This is a genomic window from Bacillus cereus group sp. MYBK15-3 (assembly GCF_051916765.1).
GTDB classification, from domain to species: Bacteria; Bacillota; Bacilli; order Bacillales; family Bacillaceae_G; genus Bacillus_A; species Bacillus_A cereus.
The window spans coordinates 968,708-987,718 of record NZ_JBQAHG010000001.1 but is presented as its reverse complement, the minus strand read 5'-3'; the positions used below and the strand labels follow the sequence as shown (position 1 = coordinate 987,718).

Here is a 19,011-nt window from a genome sequence, read left to right as displayed (position 1 = left end):
AACAACCTTATTTTTAAAATTAGAGGAGGTATAACTATGAATATTAACAATTTGATTGTTAAACATATGGATAACCCCCATGAGTTGGAGAAGATGTATAGAAAAGATCCGAAAGCTTTTAAAAAAGCATTCTCACAAGCATGGGACCAAAACCCTGATTCCCAGGTTCTAGGTGCTTGGTATGAAAGGTTGCATTTCAAGGAGAAAGTAAATAAAGAAAAAACATCTTTGTTTCAAAAAGGTTTCTTATTCATGGGCCTTTTAGCTATTTTGGCCGGCATAAGCACCAGGATCATTTTCCACTTTGTTGAGCAGGAAGCAATTGCTCCAATAAACTTGGCTTTTGGTGTAATTCCCTTTATTGCTGCTTATTTTGTTTACAATAATAAGCCGAAAAAAAGTATTATTTATTCCCTTATAGCGTTATTCCTAGTTTCCGGGGTGTATCTTAATACATTGCCAATAAATTATAAAGACAGTACGATACTTGCTTATTTACATCTTCCTATATTTTTATGGGTCTTAGTAGGGCTTGCATTTACAGGAAATGAATATTCAAAAGGCAGTACAAGATTAGCCTATATTAAATTTAATTTAGAATATTGTCTTCTCTACGGGAGCATGGCAGTGAGCGGAATGATACTAGCAATATTCACCATGCGTTTATTTAGCTTTGTTGACTTAGATATAGGAGAATTCTATTTTAGTAATGTTGTTTTATTTGGAGCAGCGGCTCTCGCTATTGTGGCTGCATACTTAGTATCAATGAATCTTAAGCTTGCTAAAAATATTACACCATACATATCTAAAATTTTTAGTCCTCTCGTCCTGATCACGTTGCTTATCTATCTTATAACGGTAATTTGGGTGGGGAAAAATCCGTTCTTGGATCGCAATTTCCTAATGGCTTTCAACGGAATACTCCTTGGTGTATTGGCTGTTACCATATTTTCTATCGTTGAAAGTGACTCGGACGAGAAAAAGAACATTTCAGATTATATAAATTTTTCCTTAATTGTTCTGGCACTTATTATTGACACTGTCGCATTGTCAGCCATAGTATTCAGACTTTCTTCTTACGGGATTACGCCTAATAGACTTGCTGTTTTAGGAGTAAATGTACTGATTTGGGCAAATCTCATTTGGATTATGTTTTCCTATATGCGTTTCTTGCAAAACAAATCAGGACCAAAAGCTATCCAAGATGCCGTTACGAAGTATTTGCCAATATACGGACTTTGGGCAGCTTTCGTTATATTTACGTTTCCTATCATTTTTAATTAGAAAGGATCTGTTAATGCGGGAGTGGTGAGGGCTAATAATCATTGGGGGATGAACAAAACCCCCAATGATTAAAGTTTCACTTTATTATAATTGGTATTATTATGTTTGTAGTTTCGGTAATTTCATTTGTAATGATAAATAAGAAATAAGTGTTGTATGTAATCTTTCCATAATAAAAAACGTCCCAAAATGGGACGTTTTTTATTATGCGTATTGCCGTTTTTTCTTAATAAGCAACAAAACTTGTGACACACAAGCTAGTACCGGTAACTCAATCAATGGTCCAATAACGAGTGCAAGTGCGATAAGAGGTTCGTCTGGAAAAGCGGTTACAGCGATAGCGAGTGCAACAGGTGAGTTTCTTGCTAACGTTGTTAAGCTTAGACTTACTGTATCTTTGTAAGATAAATGCATCATGCGCCCGATAAATTGTCCTAGTAAAAAATTAATGATGAAGAACAATAGAACAGGAACGAGTAATAATAAAACAACATTCATATTTTGTAGTAAATATTTACCTTGTGATGCAAACATCGCTACTATTGCTAAACTTAAAAATACAATTTGAGCAGAGCTGAAAAACGGAATGAGTTTATTCTCGAGAGTTTCAGCTTTTTTCATTTTATTCATAATGAACTTTGTAGCGTGTGCAAGTATAAATGGTAAGACGATTACGATAACAATACTTTCTACTAAAACAGAAATCGCTACAGTTTTCATGACACCAGCAAATAAAAATAAATAAATGGGAAGGAGCAGTACTTGCAAAATTAAATTTACAGGTAAAATTGTAGTAGAAAGTGCTACATTACCTTTCGCTATTTCAGTAAAGATTAAGTACCAATCTGTACATGGAGTAACCATTAACATTATAAATCCAACCCAAAGTGCTGGATGATCGGAAAGAAATAGTGCTCCTAACCCCCAAGCGAGTAAAGGTGTCCATAAGAAGTTAATAGTAAGACTTGTTCCAGCAAATTTTAAATTGCGAAATCCGTTTTTTATTTCTTTTAATGGAATGCTGAGGAATAATCCATATAGCATGAAAAATAAGAAGGGGACAATAAATTTGTCTGAATACGTATGTATCATATTAAATTGTCCGAGTACGATGCCGCATGTAACAGCAAAAAGAATAATAAAAGTTTGAATCTTTTCTATAGTGCTCATGAATAAATCCTTTCTATATATGAATTTTCCTCTCTAAGTTTATTATACAAGTAATAAAGATGTATTTGGTGTTCAATTGTATCTCGCTTAATATTTTTAAGTCGAGATTTTATTTTTTATTAAAAGTTACTTGACTAAAGTAAGTGGCTATATTACAATCACTTACATAAGGTAATTAAATAACAAAAAGTTACAATGGCGTAACTTAAGGTATCTATTGGAACTTTTTCTTAGAATAAGAATTTTTATGATGATGAATAATGAATATGAAAAGAAAGATTAGGTGAAGAAAATGGGACTATTTAGCTCATTATTTGGTAAAAAAGAAGAAAATAAGAATGTAGAGGGGAATAAAAAAATGTCAAAAGTATTATTTGTAAAAGCAAACGATCGTCCAGCGGAGCAAGCAGTTAGTTCAAAAATGTATGAAACATTTGTAAGTACTTATAAAGAAGCAAATCCAAATACAGAAATTACGGAATTAGATTTATTTGCATTAGATCTTCCTTATTACGGAAATATCGCGATTTCAGGTGGATATAAACGTAGCCAAGGTATGGAGTTAACAGCTGAAGAGGAGAAGGCAGTTGCTACAGTAGATCAATATTTAAATCAGTTTTTAGAAGCTGATAAGGTTGTATTTGCATTCCCATTATGGAACTTTACAGTACCAGCACCATTAATCACATATATTTCATACTTATCTCAAGCTGGAAAAACGTTTAAATATACAGCAAATGGCCCAGAAGGTTTAGTTGGTGGTAAGAAAGTAGTTGTGTTAGGTGCTCGTGGTTCAGATTACTCTTCAGAACAAATGGCTCCTATGGAAATGGCAGTTAATTACGTAACAACTGTACTTGGATTCTGGGGAATTACAAATCCAGAGACAGTTGTAATTGAAGGACACAATCAATATCCAGATCGTTCACAACAAATTGTTGAAGAAGGTCTAGAAAACGTTAAAAAAGTAGCAGCGAAATTTTAATTTATGATAGTAAATGGAAAAACCAACATGGATGACCGTGTTGGTTTTTTAGTCTATTTTTCATGTTAAAAAATGTATATTTATAAAATAAAAGAAAAGTTCGAAAATAGTATTGCAAAATATTATATAGCAAACTATAATGAGTTCAAGAATAGTTGATACCTAAATTAAATATTCAGAAAATTCAATTAGTTAAAATTGGAAAATGAGATAAGGAAATTTGAATGGGGGTTATATTATGGCGAATAAAGTACCGTTTTCGTTCATAGTAGTTATTGGATTAATGTTATTTGCACTATTTTTTGGAGCAGGAAATTTAATTTTCCCAGCGATGCTTGGTCAATCAGCAGGAGAGAATGTATGGATTGCTAACGCTGGATTTTTAGTAACTGGTGTTGGATTACCATTACTAGGTGTACTAGCATTTGGTTTTTCAGGTAAAGATGATTTACAGTCATTAGCAAGTCGTGCTCACCCAGTGTTCGGGATTGTATTTACAACAGTTTTATACTTAGCGATCGGTCCATTATTTGCAATACCGAGAACAGGAAATGTATCTTATGAAATTGGTCTTAAGCCGTTTATGCCAGAGGGAGTAGGTTCTACACCTTTAATTCTTTTCACAATTATATTCTTTAGCATCACTTGTTTTTTTTCGCTAAATCCCGCGAAAATTGTCGATATTGTTGGAAAAATTTTAACGCCAATTAAGTTGACTTTCATCGGTATTTTAGTAATCGTTGCTTTTATACATCCGATTGGAGATATGCAAGCACCAGTGGAAGCTTATACATCACATGCATTCTTTAAAGGATTCCAAGAAGGATACTTAACGATGGATACGCTTGCATCATTCGTATTCGGGATTATCATCATCAATGCTATTAAAGAAAAAGGTGCGAAAACGAAAACACAAATTATGGTCGTTTGTGCAAAAGCGACAATAATTGCAGCATCTATTTTAGCAATTATCTATACAGCTCTTTCTTATATGGGTGCTTCAAGTGTTGCAAAGCTTGGACATTTAGAAAACGGCGGAGAAGTATTAGCGAAAGTTTCTAACTACTATTTCGGATCATATGGCGGAGTATTATTAGGATTAATGATTACAGTAGCTTGTTTAACAACTAGTGTGGGACTTGTATCAGCATGTTCTTCATTCTTCCATAAGTTATTCCCAAATGTTCCTTACAAAGCAATTGCAATCACGCTATGTGTATTTAGTGCAATTGTTGCAAACGTAGGATTAACACAGTTAATCGCAGTTTCTGTTCCAGTATTAACAGCAATTTATCCACTAGCAATCGTATTGATTTTCTTAACATTCTTCCATTCATTATTCAAAGGAAGAGCTGAAGTTTATCAAGTGAGCTTAATCGTAACATTTATCATCAGCTTATTCGATGGATTAAGTGCAGCTGGAGTTAACATTGAAGTAGTAAGCCAAGTGTTCACTAAATTCCTTCCGATGCAGGAAGTAGGATTAGGCTGGATCTTCCCAGCGATTATCGGTGGATTTATCGGATATGGCATTAGCGTTGTAAAAGCAAAAAATCAAGTTCAACCAGCAACTAGAGCGGATAAGAAAATAGGTTAAATAAAAAAGTTATAGAACTTGTTTCTATAACTTTTTTTGTTACTATTAATAATGAGAAAAAATAAAGTAGTAGGGGAAATAAAATGAAAAAAACAATTGATCATATCGGAATCGCAGTTCGTGATATAGATAGTACCATACGTTTTTATGAACAGGTTCTATCAGGAGAATTAATAGATCGTTACGTAAGTGAGGCACCAGGTGTAGAAAGCGAAGTAGCCATTCTTGAAGTGGATGGAGATAGAATTGAATTACTTGCGCCGACAAATAACACCACTTCACCAATTGCCCGATTTATAAAACAAAAAGGTAAAGGTGTACATCATGTTGCGTATCGTGTCGATGATTTAGATGTGGCTCTAGAAGAGTTAAAAGAACAAGGTATTCGGACATTAGAGCATACACTACGCATTAATAAGCACGGTAGAAGGTTAATTTATCTTAACCCAGCGGATACTGAAGGAACGATTATCGAGTATTGTGATTATCCGGAAGAGAAATAGAAGAGGGATATTTTTTTAAAGGTGTTACGTAATAACGTAATACCTTTTTATTTATGTATTTCACATTTTCTTCACAAATGATTCACGATAACTTTTCTTCTTTGATAACTTACATAAATATATTTTATGATATAATAACAATCGGCTTTAAAAATGTAAGTTGTATCTATCGTGATAGTTACTATTATATTAGAAGTTTATATTTAATCAGGTTAATATTTCGCCCGAGAATCAAACTTCGGAAGTTAAAGTAATGAAAATAGAGCAATGAGGAAGAAAGAAGTGAAATGAGTGTGAAAGTAATGAGAAGATTAGGGACATGGCTATTACTTGTGTGTGTGCTTATCATATTGATACCGCAAAGTGCATCTGCTCATGCGTACGTTGTGAAATCAAACCCTACTGAAAATGAAACATTGAAGAAAGCACCATCTGTTGTAAAAATCGAATTCGATGAGGACATACAAGTTTCAAGTTTTAATACATTGTACGTGAGAGATACATCAGGTAAAAGGGTCGATTTAAAAGATGCTCATATTGATAAAAAAAATAAAAAGCTATTAGAAGCTGGATTAAAAGACAATCTCAAAAATGGTCTTTACTCTATTCAGTGGAAAGTGATTTCAGCTGATGGACATCCAATTCAAGGAGTTATCCCGTTCCGGGTTGGATTAGCAGAAGCGGAAACAGACGATATACAAGTGGAAGAGATGGGCTACGTCCCACAAATCGATATGATTATGGAACGTGGAATTTTATATACAAGTTTCTCACTATTTATAGGAGTGCTATTCTTTAATCTTATTATGTATAAAGGCAATGCAACCTCGGTTCGATCAAGGAGTAAGAACATAATATGGATCTCTTTATTTGGGATATTGATTAGCTTGTTATTCAATCTACCACTGCAAGCGAAAATAAATGCTGATGTTTCATGGCTAGAAGCATTCAATCCTTTACTATTAAAAGAAACATTACAGCTTTCTGTTTTTGGTTATGTATGGATTACTCAAATGGTTCTCATTAGTACGCTTATAATTGTTACGTATTTTGCGGTGAAGCATGAGAAGTTTTCGTCGTTTAAAGTATGGAGTATTCCAATACTATTGTTTATAGGGCTACTTGTTATGAAGGCCTTTAATAGTCACGCATACGGTTTAAAGTTTAAAGACATTGCTGTCGTTATGGATTTTCTACATTTATTAGCAGCTTCATTATGGGTTGGTGGTTTATCATCTATTATTCTTCTTTTATGTAAAGAGGATAATAAGTGGCATATGTATTGGGATATGATTAAGCGTTTTTCACCGTGGGCAACAGGTGCTGTCATTGTGATTTTAATAACAGGCCTTTTTAATAGTACATTTTTTATTCCAACAATCCACTCGTTATTTGATACGAAGTATGGATTGGCTTTATTAGCAAAGATACTATTATTTATTTTCATGGGGATATTGGGAATTATTCATTATGTGAAAGGGAGAATAAGAGCGCAGCAAGGATTAGGAGCTACGGTGAAAGTAGAGTTTGTCATTGGAATTATCATTTTCGTAATCGTAGCTTTTATGACAAACGTACAAACACCACCGATGCCTCCTACTGGACCATTTACAGAGAGTAAGCAATTAGATAATGGATATGAACTTACGCTAAATGTAAGTCCGAATAAGGTAGGACAAAATAAATTCCATATTACACTAAAGGACGAAAAGGGACAGCCTGTTACTGATATGGAACAAATGATATTGACGACTCAATCATTAGATATGAACATGGGAAAAGGTTCATTTAAAGTTTCAGTAGTTTCACCAGGAGAATATGAAGCAGAAGGTATGTATATTAATATGACAGGAAACTGGAATATACATGTTCATGGATTAACAAAATCTCTTGATAGTTTCGATACAGATTTTAAATTTATTGTAGGTGGCAGATAAAATTTTACCAATCATGCTGCTAGCGAGTAGCAGGATAAACAGATGTTATAGATGAAAAGGAGTAAATAGAAAATGAAACGTATAAAAAAATTAGGAACAACAATGATCGCAACAATTATTGCAATGGGAATGTTTTCGTTACCTGTTAGTGCGCACGTCACTGTAAAACCAGCAACTTCTGACGTTGGTTCTTGGGAGACTTATACGATAAAAGTACCAGTTGAAAAAAATGTAGCAACGACAAAAGTTACACTGAAAATACCGTCTGGAGTGGAGTTCCAACAGTATGAACCAGTGCCAGGATGGAAAGTTGAGGAGCAAAAAGATAATGCCGGAAAAGTTAAAACTGTAGTATGGGAAGCGACAGGAGAAGGAATTTTAACAGGTCAGTTCCAGCGATTTACTTTCGTCGCTAAAAATCCGGATAAAGAGCAAAAAATAGCTTGGGACGCATATCAACAATATAAAGATGGAGAAATTGTTGAATGGACAGGTGATGAAAAAGCTGAAAAACCGCATTCACTTACTACAATTGCAAAAGGTACGTCATTAACAGGAGAACATGGTGAAGTGTCTAGTGTAGAAAAAAATGAAGGTACTAGTAATATGCAATTGATAGCAATTGTCTTATCTATTTTTGCCATAGTATCGTCGGTAAGTGCGTGTGTTTTTGTAGTACGTCGTAAAAAGTAAGACGTAAGAAAGAGCCTACAAACAGTAGGCTCTTTCTTACGTTTATTTCAATTCAACTTGCTGCCTTACAGCAAGTGTTTTCGGTTTTATATTTACAAAACAAATACTCACAACAATAAATAATAGTCCGATGAATAAGCTAATGGTAATAGCCTCATGTAAGAAAATTGAACTTACAATAATAGCTATTAGTGGAATGAGGAATGTATAAGCCCCAACTTTACTTGCTTCACCAGCTCCAACAAGTGTGAAGTATGCAAGCCACCCCATTGCAATAACAAAGAATGAAATAAAGAGAAGTACGCTAACAAATGGCATACTCCAAGCGATACTAGACCAGCTTTCAAACTCTGAACCAAATCCAATTAAGCAAAGGCCACCAATAATAAGCTGAAGTGTTACCATCCAAATGGCATTAACACGGTGACCAGTCTTCTTAATAAATACTGTGCCAAGTGCCCAGCCGATAGCGCATCCTAACGCGAGAAGGATTCCAATGATAGAAATATGTCCTGTTAAACTGCTAGAGCTAATAACACCTACACCAATAAATCCGAGAACAAGCCCGAAAATTTTCAAGCCGTACATTGATTCTTCAAGCCATATCCACGAGAAAATACCGAGTAAAACTGGTTGTAGAAATACAATGGCGGAAAATAACCCAGCAGGCATATATTGAAGGCCGACAGTTTGTAATCCGTAAAATATAATGATGTTAAGTAAAGAAGAAATAACGTATAAATGCCACGTTTCTTTTAAATGTAACTCTTTGTATTTCGGTAATGCGAACAGGAGTAAAATGAATCCTCCAATTAAAGTTCGAACGCCTGCAAATAAAACAGGTGGTGTATAATGCAGGGCAAACTTTGATAAAGGCCAATTGATTCCCCACATGAAAACGAGAAAGGTAAGGATGATGGCCGTCTTAGTTCGAGAAAGCTGTGTCACTGAAAGACCTCCTTGTTGTTATTCATTTCACTATGATATGATATCGACTGTAATAAATAAAATGAATCTTTTTTATGAGGAGTATAAGTGATTAGTTATGACCATTACACAACTGCAAGTATTAATAAAAACTGTTGAGTTAGGTAGTTTTACGAAAGCTGCCAGGGTATTAAATATGACGCAGCCAGCTGTTAGTCATGCGATTTCAAGTATTGAGTCAGAGTTAGGAGTTACTATTCTTATACGTGATAAACGAAAAGGGCTCCTCGTTACGGATGTAGGAAACAGGATTCTTGTACATATTAGAGAGATTTTGAACGGTGTAGAGAAGATTGAACAAGAAGTTGCGATGGAGAAAGGACACGAAGTTGGGACGATTCGAATTGGTAGTTTTCCGAGTGCTTCTGCACATTTCTTACCCAAAATGATAAACCTTTTTAAGGAGAAGTATCCGAAATTAGAAGTGGTTCTTTGTGAAGGAACGATTAAAGAAGTTGAAGATTGGTTAGTATCGAGGGTTATTGATATAGGAATTGTTATTTTGCCTAATAAAGATATGGAGATTGTTCCATTAACGAAGGGGAAAATGGTTGCTATCTTAAGAGAGGATCATCCTCTCTGTAAGAAGGACTCTATTACAATTAGTGATTTAGAGAATGAACCAATCATATTATGTAAGGGCGGATACGAACCACCTATTATTGATATGTTTAAACAAGCAAACGTACCACTTCGGGCTGAGTATGTAATTTCGACAGTTACTACAGCTTTAAATATGATTCAAGAAGGATTAGGCATTGCAATATTAGCTGAATTATCTTTAACGAATTTACCAAAAAATGTGCAAACGAGAGAATTGGAACCACAAGTATGGAGAGAAATTGCTTTAGCTGTTCCTTCATTAAAGGATTCTTCAATCGCTGTGCAGCTATTTATTGAAGAATTTCAATCGCTATTTGCAGAATAAAAAGAGGTGTCTCATATATCATAATGGGACACTTTTTAATTTACTTATAAAAAATCTATGAAAAGGATTGACTTATTTTTCAGTTGTAACTATAATGATTACATCGAGGTGGTGATTACGATGAAAATTAGTAGCCGCTTTTCCATAGCTGTTCATATTTTATCTATTTTGAAAAACAATCCATCTTCACTTTGTACTTCAGACTATATGGCTGAGAGTGTCAATACAAATCCAGTAGTCATTCGTAAAATCATGTCGTACTTGAAACAAGCTGGCTTTGTTTACGTAAATCGTGGACCGGGTGGCGCGGGATTACTAAAGGATTTACATGAAATCACATTGTTAGATGTGTATCATGCAGTGAACGTAGTCGAAGAAGACAAGCTATTTCATATTCACGAGCAACCAAATCCAGATTGTCCAATTGGGGCGAATATTCAAGCGGTGTTAGAAATTATTTTAATTCAAGCACAATCCGCGATGGAAGAAGTTTTGAGAAATATTACGATGGGGCAGTTGTTTGAAACTTTGCAAGAAAAAATGAATGCTTAAATAATATTTATATTTTTTTATCATCAATGTAACTGATTTGATTACAATGATAAGGTAAGGTGTAAAAGTTATGACTGTAAAAATGAAAGTATACTCAGATTTTATATGTCCGTTTTGTTTTTTAGCAAAAGGTCCATTAGATGAGGTAGCGAAAGAGAAAGATGTAGAGATTGAATGGATGCCATTTGAATTACGTCCAAGTCCATATTCAAAAATAGATCCATGGAATGAACCAGAAAAATTAGGTTCATGGGATGCTTTCATTCTTCCGACAGCGAAGAAATTAGGAATCGATATGCGCTTGCCACGTGTTTCACCGCACCCATATACACATTTAGCTTTCGAAGGATGTCAATTTGCAAAAGAACGTGGACTAGGTAATGAGTATCACCACCGCGTATTCACAGCATTTTTCCAAGAAGAGCAAAACATTGAAGATATTGATGTGTTAACAAAATTAGCGGTAGAAGTAGGACTTCCTGAAGCAGAATTTAAAGATGTTTTAGTAACTCGTAAATATAAGGAAAAACATCAAGAAGCAATTCAGCACGCATATGATGAAGCGAATATTATGGCTGTTCCAACTGTCATGATTGGAGATGAAGTCATTCAAGGGCTTGCTAGTAAAGAAACACTAGAAAGGGTCATTGATAAAGAAATTGAAAAGGATAAAACAAATTCATTTGAAGGTATGCAATGTAATACCGATGGATATTGCTAATTAGCTTGTTATGAAATAACAAAATAAATTATAAAACAAACATTTGGAGGAATTAAAATGTCAGCAACTACAACAAACTTAAAAGAAGCAATTGTGAACCGCCGTTCAATTCGTAAAGTAGCAAAAAACGATGCAATTACGAAAGACAGAATTGAAGAAGTGTTAAAAACAGCTTTACACGCACCAACATCTTTCAATATGCAAAGTGGTCGTATGGTTGTATTAATGGATGGAGAGCATGAAAAGTTTTGGGATATCGTTAAAGAAACACTAAGAGCCCGCGTACCAGCAGAAAACTTTGAAGCGACTGTAGAAAGACTAAAAGGCTTCCATGCAGGTGTAGGAACAGTTCTATTCTTTGAAGATCAAGCAACTGTAGAAAAAATGCAAGAAAATGCGCCATTATATAAAGATCAGTTCCCATTCTGGTCTCATCAAGGAAATGCGATGTTACAACATACTGTGTGGATGCTATTATCTGCTGAAGGAATTGGAGCGTCATTACAACATTACAACCCAATCGTAGATGCTGAAGTGAAAGAAACTTGGAACATTCCGGCAGAGTGGAGCTTAGTAGGTCAAATGCCATTTGGTGAACCAAACGAACAACCAGCAGAAAGAACGTTCTTACCTACTGAAGATGTAGTGAAATTTTATTAAGAAATACAATATGTAACGAGAAGGAAGCTGTGCTTAAAAACAGCTTCCTTTTTTGTAGTGGTGTTAATTTATGCGTATTTAGGGAAGAAATATAAGAAATAATACGGTGAGAAGGGAATTAGAAAAATGAATGATGAGAAAAAATATACAGTGGTAGGTACTGATGTTGAGGAAGTAAAGCGTTTAAATAAAAATTCAGGGTTAACGTATAATCAAGTGAAAGAAATGTTAGCAAAGCAAATGCAAAAAAAGAAGTAATTAGATTGAAATCTTTCATTTTTTCATTTAGCATTTTGATTGGAGAGAGTTAAGTAAAAGGTAACTCTCTTTTTTGTATAGCTAAGCATCTTATAGAGTGGAGGAAGCAACATGAAGAAATGGGTAAAGGTAACGCTGTCTATCACTGGAGGCATTGTCTTATTAGCGTGTGCTGGTGGATATTACGTGTATAAAAATTATTTTCCAAAGGAATCTGAGCGTATTGTATATGATAAAGAAAGAGTGCTACAACCGATACATAATCAGCTTAAAGGAATCAATATAGAAAATGTAAAGATAAAAGAAAAAGAAGTCGTAAATGCGACTGTAGATGAGCTTCAAAAAATGATTGATGATGGAAAGTTGTCATATGAAGAATTAACGAGTATTTATCTCTTTAGAATACAAGAACATGATCAAAATGGAATAACATTAAATTCTGTTACAGAGATAAATCCTAATGCGATGGAAGAAGCAAGAAAGTTAGATCAAGAGCGGGGTAGAAACAAAAATTCGAATTTATATGGTATTCCTGTCGTTGTAAAAGATAATGTACAGACGGAAAAAGTGATGCCGACTAGTGCAGGAACTTATGTATTAAAAGATTGGATTGCAGATCAAGACGCAACAATTGTGAAGCAGTTGAAAGAAGAAGGAGCATTTGTTTTAGGAAAAGCGAATATGTCTGAGTGGGCGAACTATTTATCTTTTACAATGCCAAGTGGGTATAGCGGGAAGAAAGGACAAAATTTAAACCCGTACGGTCCGATTACATTCGATACTTCAGGATCAAGTTCAGGATCTGCTACAGTAGTTGCAGCAGATTTTGCACCGCTTGCAATTGGAACAGAAACGACGGGATCGATTGTTGCACCAGCGGCGCAGCAATCAGTAGTTGGGTTACGTCCATCTTTAGGTATGGTAAGTAGAATAGGAATTATTCCGTTAGTTGAAACTCTTGATACAGCAGGACCTATGGCAAGAACGGTAAAAGATGCAGCAACGTTATTTAATGCAATGATAGGTTATGACGAAAAAGATGTTATGACAGAAAAAATGAAAGATAAAGAAAGAATTGATTATACAAAGGATTTATCAATAGATGGATTAAAAGGGAAAAAGATAGGGCTTCTTTTTTCTGTAGACCAACAAGATGAAAATAGAAAAGCAGTAGCAGAAAAAATTAGAAAAGACCTTCAAGATGCAGGTGCGATATTAACTGATAATATCCAGTTAAGTGCTGAGGGTGTAGATAATTTGCAAACATTAGAATATGAGTTCAAGCATAATGTAAACGACTATCTTTCACAGCAAAAGAATGTACCGGTAAAATCGTTAGAAGAGATTATAGCGTTTAATAAAAAGGATAGTAAAAGACGAATAAAATACGGACAAACATTAATTGAAGGGTCTGAAAAATCTGTTATAACGAAAGAAGAGTTTGAAAACGTAGTGCAAACGAGTCAAGAAAATGCAAGAAAAGAGCTAGATAGGTATTTAGTAGAAAAAGGTTTGGATGCTCTAGTTATGATTAATAACGATGAAGTTCTTCTATCAGCTGTAGCTGGTTATCCGGAATTAGCGGTTCCTGCTGGATATGATAAAAATGGAGAACCAATCGGTGTAGTGTTTGTAGGGAAACAGTTTGGTGAAAAAGAGCTTTTCAATATTGGATATGCGTATGAACAGCAGTCTAAAAATAGAAAATTACCTAGTTTATAAAAGATTATATGAAAAATAACTGGAATCCACCGAAATATGTTGGTGGATTCCAGTTAAACGAATCTAACAATATGAAAAGAAAAAAAGGATTCTTCTCAATTAGTAAGAAAGATTGTCTATAGGAGTTCATAAAATGTAATATATTCAATTTCCATCCATTGAAGGGGGAGGTTAATTCTTAATGAATGAAGTAAAGAGTTTTTTTCGAAGTAGAGGGTTTCAACGGTTTCTCGTTTTAATAATAGTAGCGCTTGTATTATACGCATTAAAAAGTATGATTAATTTAATATTAATTACGTTTATACTGACGTTTTTAATGGATCGATTTCAACGTTTTATTTCAAGAAAATTGAAAGTAAACCGGAAAATTGTTATTGCATGTTTATATATAATACTAGTTTCCTTTATAGGCACAACGTTATATAAATATTTACCTGTGCTGACGATACAAATTTCACAATTAATTTATCAGTTTAAACTATTTTTTCAAAATCCACCTGATAATGAAATCGTTAAATATGCACTTTCGACAATTAATGGGATGGAAGTATCAAAATATATAGAACAAGGTGTAGATGTCATATATCAATCAATAGCAAATATAGGGAAGGTAAGTTTACAAATATTATTATCTCTAATTTTAAGCTTATTTTTCTTATTAGAAAAAGAGCGTATTATTACATTTACATCTAAGTTTAAAGATAGTAAGTTAAAAATCTTTTATGAGGAAATTGCATATTTTGGTGAAAGATTTGCAAGATCGTTCGGAAAAGTAATTGAAGCTCAGTTTTTAATTGCCGTGGTAAATTGTATTCTTACTGTTATTGCATTAATCGTTTTAGGATTTCCACAGCTACTTGTATTAGCTGTTATGATTTTCTTACTAGGCTTGATTCCTGTTGCAGGTGTGATTATTTCTTTGTTTCCACTTTGTATCATTGCTTACAACGTAGGCGGAGTTATGTACGTAGTATACATACTCGTATTTATAACAGTAATCCATGCTCTTGAAAGTTATTTTTTAAATCCGAAGTTTATGTCTGCAAAAACAAATTTACCAATATTCTACACATTTATGATTCTTATCTTCTCAGAGCATTTCCTCGGAATATGGGGGCTTATTATCGGGATACCAATCTTTATCTTTTTATTAGATGTACTTGATATAAATAATGAGGATGCGACTAAAAAATAAGAAATGATAGAAAATCACAAAAAGTCATAGGAGATAATGAAAATAAAAAGCAATCCAAAATAAATTGGATTGCTTTTTATTTTCATTAAAGAACCGGAGCCATTGTTTCTTTCAATACTTGAACAGAGTGATCGAATTTTAATTCTTCATCTTCACTTAATTCAACTTCTAAAATTTCACGAACACCGCCGCGATTTAAAACAGCAGGTACCCCTATATAAACATCTTTTTGACCATATTGCCCTTCTAAGTAAGCTGATACAGTTAATACACTATTTTCGTCGTTTAAAATTGCTTTTGTAACACGTAGAAGTGACATGCCGATACCATAATAAGTTGCGCCTTTACGCTCAATAATATGGTAAGCTGCATCACGGACGTTTATGAAAATTTTGTCTAAATCTTCTTGATTATACGTGTTGTCTTTTTCAAGCAGTGTTTGTAGTTTTTGGATACCAACGGAAACATGGCTCCAAACTGGAAGTTCAGTATCGCCGTGTTCTCCGATAATATAAGCGTGAATGTTGTGTGGACCAATATCGAAGTACTCACCTAACATATAGCGGAAACGAGCAGAATCAAGCGTTGTACCAGAACCGATTACACGTTCTTTCGGTAAACCAGATTCTTTCCAAGTTACATAAGTTAAAATATCTACAGGGTTTGTTGCGATTAAGAAGATGCCATCAAATCCGCTATCCATAATACTGCGAACGATTTGTTTAAAGATTTTGGCGTTTTTCTCAACTAAATCTAAACGTGTTTCGCCTGGCTTTTGTGGTAATCCAGCTGTAATAACTACAAGGTCAGCATCTTTACAATCTTCGTAGCTGCCTTTCCATACTCTAGTTGGAGCTGGTGCGAATGGAACAGCATGACTTAAATCCATTGCTTCTCCTTCAGCTTTTGCCTCATTTACATCGACTAAAACAAATTCTTCAGCTACGGCTTGGTTAATCATGCAGTAAGCATAACTACATCCAACTGCTCCTGTTCCTACTAATACAACACGGTTAATACCTTTTTTCATTTCAAAATTCCTCGCAATTTCATTGGTTTTGTTATGTAAGATAATACGTCTTACTTCTATAGAGTCATATCTAGTTTATTACATTTTATAAAAGATATTCAAGTATTTGAAAATGTATCCGTGCAAATCCGCGAACAAAACATAGGAATTCAGTGAACCGAATATAATTCAGTAAAATCCTTTGTAAAAGGGGAAATGGCATGGGGAACCCATTAGCAATGGAAGAAATGCTTCATATTATTCATGCAGGGCTTTTTAAAAAGAATAACCCAAAACGGATTACGATTGCAGGTGCAGGGATTTCTGGATTAGTTGCAGGTTCTTTATTAAAAGAGGCTGGGCACGAAGTAACGATTATAGAAGCAAATAACAGAATAGGTGGCAGGGTGTATACGATTCGGGAACCATTTAGTGTGGGTTTATATTTTAATGCGGGACCGATGAGAATCCCTGACACCCATAAGTTAACCTTAGCGTATATTCATAAATTTAAACTACCTTTAAACCTTTTTATAAATAAAACTTTTGCAGATATCATTTATACGAATAACATTCAAACGAGATTGAATGTGTTTGAAAATGATCCAAGTGTACTTGAATATCCGGTTTTGGATAAAGAAAAAGGAAAAACGGCAGAAGAGCTAATGATTGAAGTATTAGAACCAATACTAAATTATATTAAGAAGGATCCTGATAAAAACTGGCTTATCGTTGAAAAAAAGTATAAAACGTATTCGCTTGGTTCATTTTTAATGGAGTATTATTCAGATGGTGCAATAGATATGATTGGGGTACTTCTTGATATGGAAGCTTATATGGGAATGTCCTTAATTGAAGTATTACGTGAAATGATTTTCTTTACTTCAACAACGAAATATTATGAAATAACTGGTGGAATGGATAAGTTATCGAATGCATTCTTACCACAATTAAGGGAACATATTTTAATGCAGTATAAGGTTGATAAAATTATACAAGAAGATAATAAAGTAATGTTACAAGGAAATCATGAACAAACGCTAGAGCAATTTACAATAACAAGTGATTTTGCTATTATTACAATTCCATTTTCAGCGTTAAGATTTGTAGAAGTTCAGCCATACTATTTATTCTCTTATTTTAAAAAAAGAGCAATTCGTGAATTAAATTATATTGCTGCAACTAAAATTGCAATAGAGTTTAAAAGTAGATTTTGGGAGAAAGCGGGACAGTGTGGAGGTAAATCTATTACTGATTTACCGATACGGTTTACATACTATCCGAGTTATGGCATTCATACTCCAGGACCAGCTATCGTTATAGCAAGTTATACGTGGGCAGATGAGGCGTTAACATGGGATAGTCTCCCGCAAAGAGATCGTATTCGTTACGCATTAAAAAATTTAGCGGAAATATACGGTGACATCGTCTATAGTGAGTTTGTCACTGGAACATCTTTTAGCTGGAGTAAAAATCCGTATTCTTGCGGTGCATTTACAGCTTTCGAACCAGGCCAAGAGCTCGAGTTATTTCCGTATATTACACCACCATCTGGAAAAGTACACTTTGCAGGAGAGCATACGACATTAACACATGGGTGGATGCAAGGGGCAATTGAGTCTGGAGTTAGAGTTGCATATGAAGTAAATGAACAGTGAATCTCTTATATTTACAAATGGTCATTCTTTTAATAAAATAATAAGTATAAATCGTAATTATTACGCTTTGAATACATTTGAAGTAAAGAAATGGATGGTCGGTTGAATGAATAAAGTGGAGATTCATATATTAGGTGGTTTTTTAGGTAGTGGAAAATCAACATTATTACAAAATTTATTGTTAGCAGAGAAAAAGAAGAATAGAAAAGTTGCAGTATTAATGAATGAAATTGGTGAATACTCAGTAGATACAGATATTATTGGAAAAGAGAATGTTTTAAGAGAACTTCTTAAAGGATGTATTTGTTGTACATTAAAAGAAGAGCTTGAAATACAATTACATTCGTTATACCAACAAGAAAGACCAGATGTAATTTATATAGAAACGACAGGTGTTGCGCATCCAATTGAAGTGTTAGACGCGTGTGTCTCGCCAATTTTAGCTCCTTTTCTGGAAGTGAAATCAATTGTAGTCGTTTTAGATGCAGTAAGGTGGTTAAATCGAAGTATATTAAGTGCAAATGTACAACAGCTATTGCATGAGCAACTTAAATTTGGTAGTCACATTCTTGTTAATAAAGCAGATTTACTAACAGATGAAGATAAGAACACAGTATTTGAAGAAGTAAAGGCAATAAATGATCATGCGAAAATGTATGAGACAAAGTATTGTAATATATCTTTAAAAGATATAGAAGAAGCAGAATTTCCAAATGATGAGGAACATGAGACACTACATGTCAAACAGCATTTACATATACAAACGATGACATATCAATTTACGAAACCGATTGATCAAGACAAATTATATGAATGGCTTTCGAATTTACCAGATAGTATTTATCGAGTGAAAGGTTTTGTGAAATTCCATGGAGATAAATACCCTCACCTATTCCAATATTCGTTCGGAGTACCAACTTTATTAGAACAAGACTTCGGTTTCCCGACAAACTTAGTAGTAATAGGAGAAGGACTAGATAAGAAACAATTGGCTGAAGGGTTAGAGAAAGTAGAACTTAACTCTAATTAAGGGGAAAAGACTAACTTAAAAATAAGTTAGTCTTTTTGTATGGTCATTACTGAAATGAAACAGTATTTTCAATTGGATTGCAGAATATATATTGATTGTATGTCCGTTTCCATTACATAGGA

18 protein-coding genes are annotated in these 19,011 nt (G+C 34.0%); 15 read left to right on the top strand and 3 right to left on the bottom strand.

Features of this window, described 5'->3' with window-relative positions; translation table 11 throughout:
* Positions 1-36 precede the first annotated feature (36 nt).
* Positions 37-1,284: a DUF4153 domain-containing protein gene (locus ACTFR8_RS05030; protein ID WP_001024714.1), complete on the top strand. Its 1,248-nt coding sequence runs from the start codon at positions 37-39 to the stop codon at positions 1,282-1,284.
* A gap of 204 nt (positions 1,285-1,488) precedes the next feature.
* On the opposite strand, the gene ACTFR8_RS05025 is transcribed toward ACTFR8_RS05030, so the two are convergent.
* Positions 1,489-2,454 (bottom strand): arsenic resistance protein, encoded by a 966-nt coding sequence (locus tag ACTFR8_RS05025; RefSeq protein WP_000103818.1) that lies wholly within the window; start codon positions 2,452-2,454, stop codon positions 1,489-1,491.
* Positions 2,455-2,746: 292 nt separating this feature from the next.
* On the opposite strand from ACTFR8_RS05025, the gene ACTFR8_RS05020 reads away from it, so the two are divergent.
* The 5 genes from ACTFR8_RS05020 (at position 2,747) to ACTFR8_RS05000 (ending at position 8,169) form a co-directional block, all read left to right on the top strand.
* Positions 2,747-3,439: an FMN-dependent NADH-azoreductase gene (locus tag ACTFR8_RS05020; RefSeq protein ID WP_000522502.1), complete on the top strand. Its 693-nt coding sequence runs from the start codon at positions 2,747-2,749 to the stop codon at positions 3,437-3,439.
* A gap of 238 nt (positions 3,440-3,677) precedes the next feature.
* A complete protein-coding gene (gene brnQ, locus ACTFR8_RS05015; RefSeq protein ID WP_001284785.1) occupies positions 3,678-5,036 on the top strand; it encodes a branched-chain amino acid transport system II carrier protein in 1,359 nt (452 codons plus the stop codon).
* 83 nt (positions 5,037-5,119) lie between these two features.
* Positions 5,120-5,539 carry a VOC family protein gene (locus ACTFR8_RS05010; RefSeq protein ID WP_000750855.1) on the top strand — a complete coding sequence of 140 codons (420 nt, stop codon included), beginning with the start codon at positions 5,120-5,122 and terminating at the stop codon, positions 5,537-5,539.
* A 287-nt stretch (positions 5,540-5,826) separates the two neighbouring features.
* Entirely contained in the window at positions 5,827-7,476 is a 1,650-nt protein-coding gene (locus tag ACTFR8_RS05005) for a copper resistance CopC/CopD family protein (RefSeq protein WP_000114337.1), read from the top strand.
* 72 nt (positions 7,477-7,548) lie between these two features.
* Complete coding sequence (locus ACTFR8_RS05000; protein WP_000821399.1) at positions 7,549-8,169, top strand: YcnI family copper-binding membrane protein; 621 nt, start codon at positions 7,549-7,551, stop codon at positions 8,167-8,169.
* A 42-nt stretch (positions 8,170-8,211) separates the two neighbouring features.
* On the opposite strand, the gene ACTFR8_RS04995 is transcribed toward ACTFR8_RS05000, so the two are convergent.
* Complete coding sequence (locus ACTFR8_RS04995) at positions 8,212-9,117, bottom strand: DMT family transporter (RefSeq protein ID WP_000192805.1); 906 nt, start codon at positions 9,115-9,117, stop codon at positions 8,212-8,214.
* A gap of 97 nt (positions 9,118-9,214) precedes the next feature.
* Here ACTFR8_RS04995 and ACTFR8_RS04990 point away from each other — a divergent pair, with 97 nt between their 5' ends.
* The 7 genes from ACTFR8_RS04990 (at position 9,215) to ACTFR8_RS04960 (ending at position 15,192) form a co-directional block, all read left to right on the top strand.
* Positions 9,215-10,084 carry a LysR family transcriptional regulator gene (locus tag ACTFR8_RS04990; protein ID WP_000156771.1) on the top strand — a complete coding sequence of 290 codons (870 nt, stop codon included), beginning with the start codon at positions 9,215-9,217 and terminating at the stop codon, positions 10,082-10,084.
* A gap of 120 nt (positions 10,085-10,204) precedes the next feature.
* The gene (locus ACTFR8_RS04985) at positions 10,205-10,636 is read left to right on the top strand and encodes an Rrf2 family transcriptional regulator (protein ID WP_000704073.1); all 432 of its coding nucleotides are present in this window, start codon (positions 10,205-10,207) and stop codon (positions 10,634-10,636) included.
* A gap of 70 nt (positions 10,637-10,706) precedes the next feature.
* Positions 10,707-11,357 (top strand): DsbA family oxidoreductase, encoded by a 651-nt coding sequence (locus ACTFR8_RS04980; protein ID WP_000216681.1) that lies wholly within the window; start codon positions 10,707-10,709, stop codon positions 11,355-11,357.
* 57 nt (positions 11,358-11,414) lie between these two features.
* A complete protein-coding gene (locus tag ACTFR8_RS04975; protein WP_001277009.1) occupies positions 11,415-12,017 on the top strand; it encodes a nitroreductase family protein in 603 nt (200 codons plus the stop codon).
* Positions 12,018-12,143: 126 nt separating this feature from the next.
* Positions 12,144-12,275 (top strand): hypothetical protein, encoded by a 132-nt coding sequence (locus tag ACTFR8_RS04970; protein WP_000997344.1) that lies wholly within the window; start codon positions 12,144-12,146, stop codon positions 12,273-12,275.
* A 111-nt stretch (positions 12,276-12,386) separates the two neighbouring features.
* On the top strand, positions 12,387-13,997 hold the full coding sequence (locus ACTFR8_RS04965) for an amidase family protein (protein WP_000759481.1): 1,611 nt from the start codon (positions 12,387-12,389) through the stop codon (positions 13,995-13,997).
* Positions 13,998-14,178: 181 nt separating this feature from the next.
* A complete protein-coding gene (locus ACTFR8_RS04960; protein ID WP_001006597.1) occupies positions 14,179-15,192 on the top strand; it encodes an AI-2E family transporter in 1,014 nt (337 codons plus the stop codon).
* Between the two features lie 85 nt (positions 15,193-15,277).
* On the opposite strand, the gene ACTFR8_RS04955 is transcribed toward ACTFR8_RS04960, so the two are convergent.
* Positions 15,278-16,222 (bottom strand): L-lactate dehydrogenase, encoded by a 945-nt coding sequence (locus ACTFR8_RS04955; protein WP_000715321.1) that lies wholly within the window; start codon positions 16,220-16,222, stop codon positions 15,278-15,280.
* Between the two features lie 200 nt (positions 16,223-16,422).
* Between ACTFR8_RS04955 and ACTFR8_RS04950 the strand changes: the two genes are divergently transcribed.
* Together ACTFR8_RS04950 and ACTFR8_RS04945 are read left to right on the top strand one after the other, a co-directional pair.
* On the top strand, positions 16,423-17,859 hold the full coding sequence (locus ACTFR8_RS04950; RefSeq protein WP_000527994.1) for a flavin monoamine oxidase family protein: 1,437 nt from the start codon (positions 16,423-16,425) through the stop codon (positions 17,857-17,859).
* Positions 17,860-17,965: 106 nt separating this feature from the next.
* Positions 17,966-18,889 (top strand): CobW family GTP-binding protein, encoded by a 924-nt coding sequence (locus tag ACTFR8_RS04945; protein ID WP_001044939.1) that lies wholly within the window; start codon positions 17,966-17,968, stop codon positions 18,887-18,889.
* Positions 18,890-19,011: the final 122 nt, after the last annotated feature.

Excerpts from the sequence above, each read along its gene's own strand:
- ACTFR8_RS05030 (WP_001024714.1), top strand. The coding sequence starts at position 37 with ATGAATATTAACAATTTGATTGTTAAACATATGGATAACCCCCATGAG.
- ACTFR8_RS05025 (WP_000103818.1), bottom strand. The coding sequence starts at position 2,454 with ATGAGCACTATAGAAAAGATTCAAACTTTTATTATTCTTTTTGCTGTT.
- ACTFR8_RS05020 (WP_000522502.1), top strand. The coding sequence starts at position 2,747 with ATGGGACTATTTAGCTCATTATTTGGTAAAAAAGAAGAAAATAAGAAT.
- brnQ (WP_001284785.1), top strand. The coding sequence starts at position 3,678 with ATGGCGAATAAAGTACCGTTTTCGTTCATAGTAGTTATTGGATTAATG.
- ACTFR8_RS05010 (WP_000750855.1), top strand. The coding sequence starts at position 5,120 with ATGAAAAAAACAATTGATCATATCGGAATCGCAGTTCGTGATATAGAT.
- ACTFR8_RS05005 (WP_000114337.1), top strand. The coding sequence starts at position 5,827 with ATGAGTGTGAAAGTAATGAGAAGATTAGGGACATGGCTATTACTTGTG.
- ACTFR8_RS05000 (WP_000821399.1), top strand. The coding sequence starts at position 7,549 with ATGAAACGTATAAAAAAATTAGGAACAACAATGATCGCAACAATTATT.
- ACTFR8_RS04990 (WP_000156771.1), top strand. The coding sequence starts at position 9,215 with ATGACCATTACACAACTGCAAGTATTAATAAAAACTGTTGAGTTAGGT.
- ACTFR8_RS04985 (WP_000704073.1), top strand. The coding sequence starts at position 10,205 with ATGAAAATTAGTAGCCGCTTTTCCATAGCTGTTCATATTTTATCTATT.
- ACTFR8_RS04980 (WP_000216681.1), top strand. The coding sequence starts at position 10,707 with ATGACTGTAAAAATGAAAGTATACTCAGATTTTATATGTCCGTTTTGT.
- ACTFR8_RS04975 (WP_001277009.1), top strand. The coding sequence starts at position 11,415 with ATGTCAGCAACTACAACAAACTTAAAAGAAGCAATTGTGAACCGCCGT.
- ACTFR8_RS04970 (WP_000997344.1), top strand. The coding sequence starts at position 12,144 with ATGAATGATGAGAAAAAATATACAGTGGTAGGTACTGATGTTGAGGAA.
- ACTFR8_RS04965 (WP_000759481.1), top strand. The coding sequence starts at position 12,387 with ATGAAGAAATGGGTAAAGGTAACGCTGTCTATCACTGGAGGCATTGTC.
- ACTFR8_RS04960 (WP_001006597.1), top strand. The coding sequence starts at position 14,179 with ATGAATGAAGTAAAGAGTTTTTTTCGAAGTAGAGGGTTTCAACGGTTT.
- ACTFR8_RS04955 (WP_000715321.1), bottom strand. The coding sequence starts at position 16,222 with ATGAAAAAAGGTATTAACCGTGTTGTATTAGTAGGAACAGGAGCAGTT.
- ACTFR8_RS04950 (WP_000527994.1), top strand. The coding sequence starts at position 16,423 with ATGGGGAACCCATTAGCAATGGAAGAAATGCTTCATATTATTCATGCA.
- ACTFR8_RS04945 (WP_001044939.1), top strand. The coding sequence starts at position 17,966 with ATGAATAAAGTGGAGATTCATATATTAGGTGGTTTTTTAGGTAGTGGA.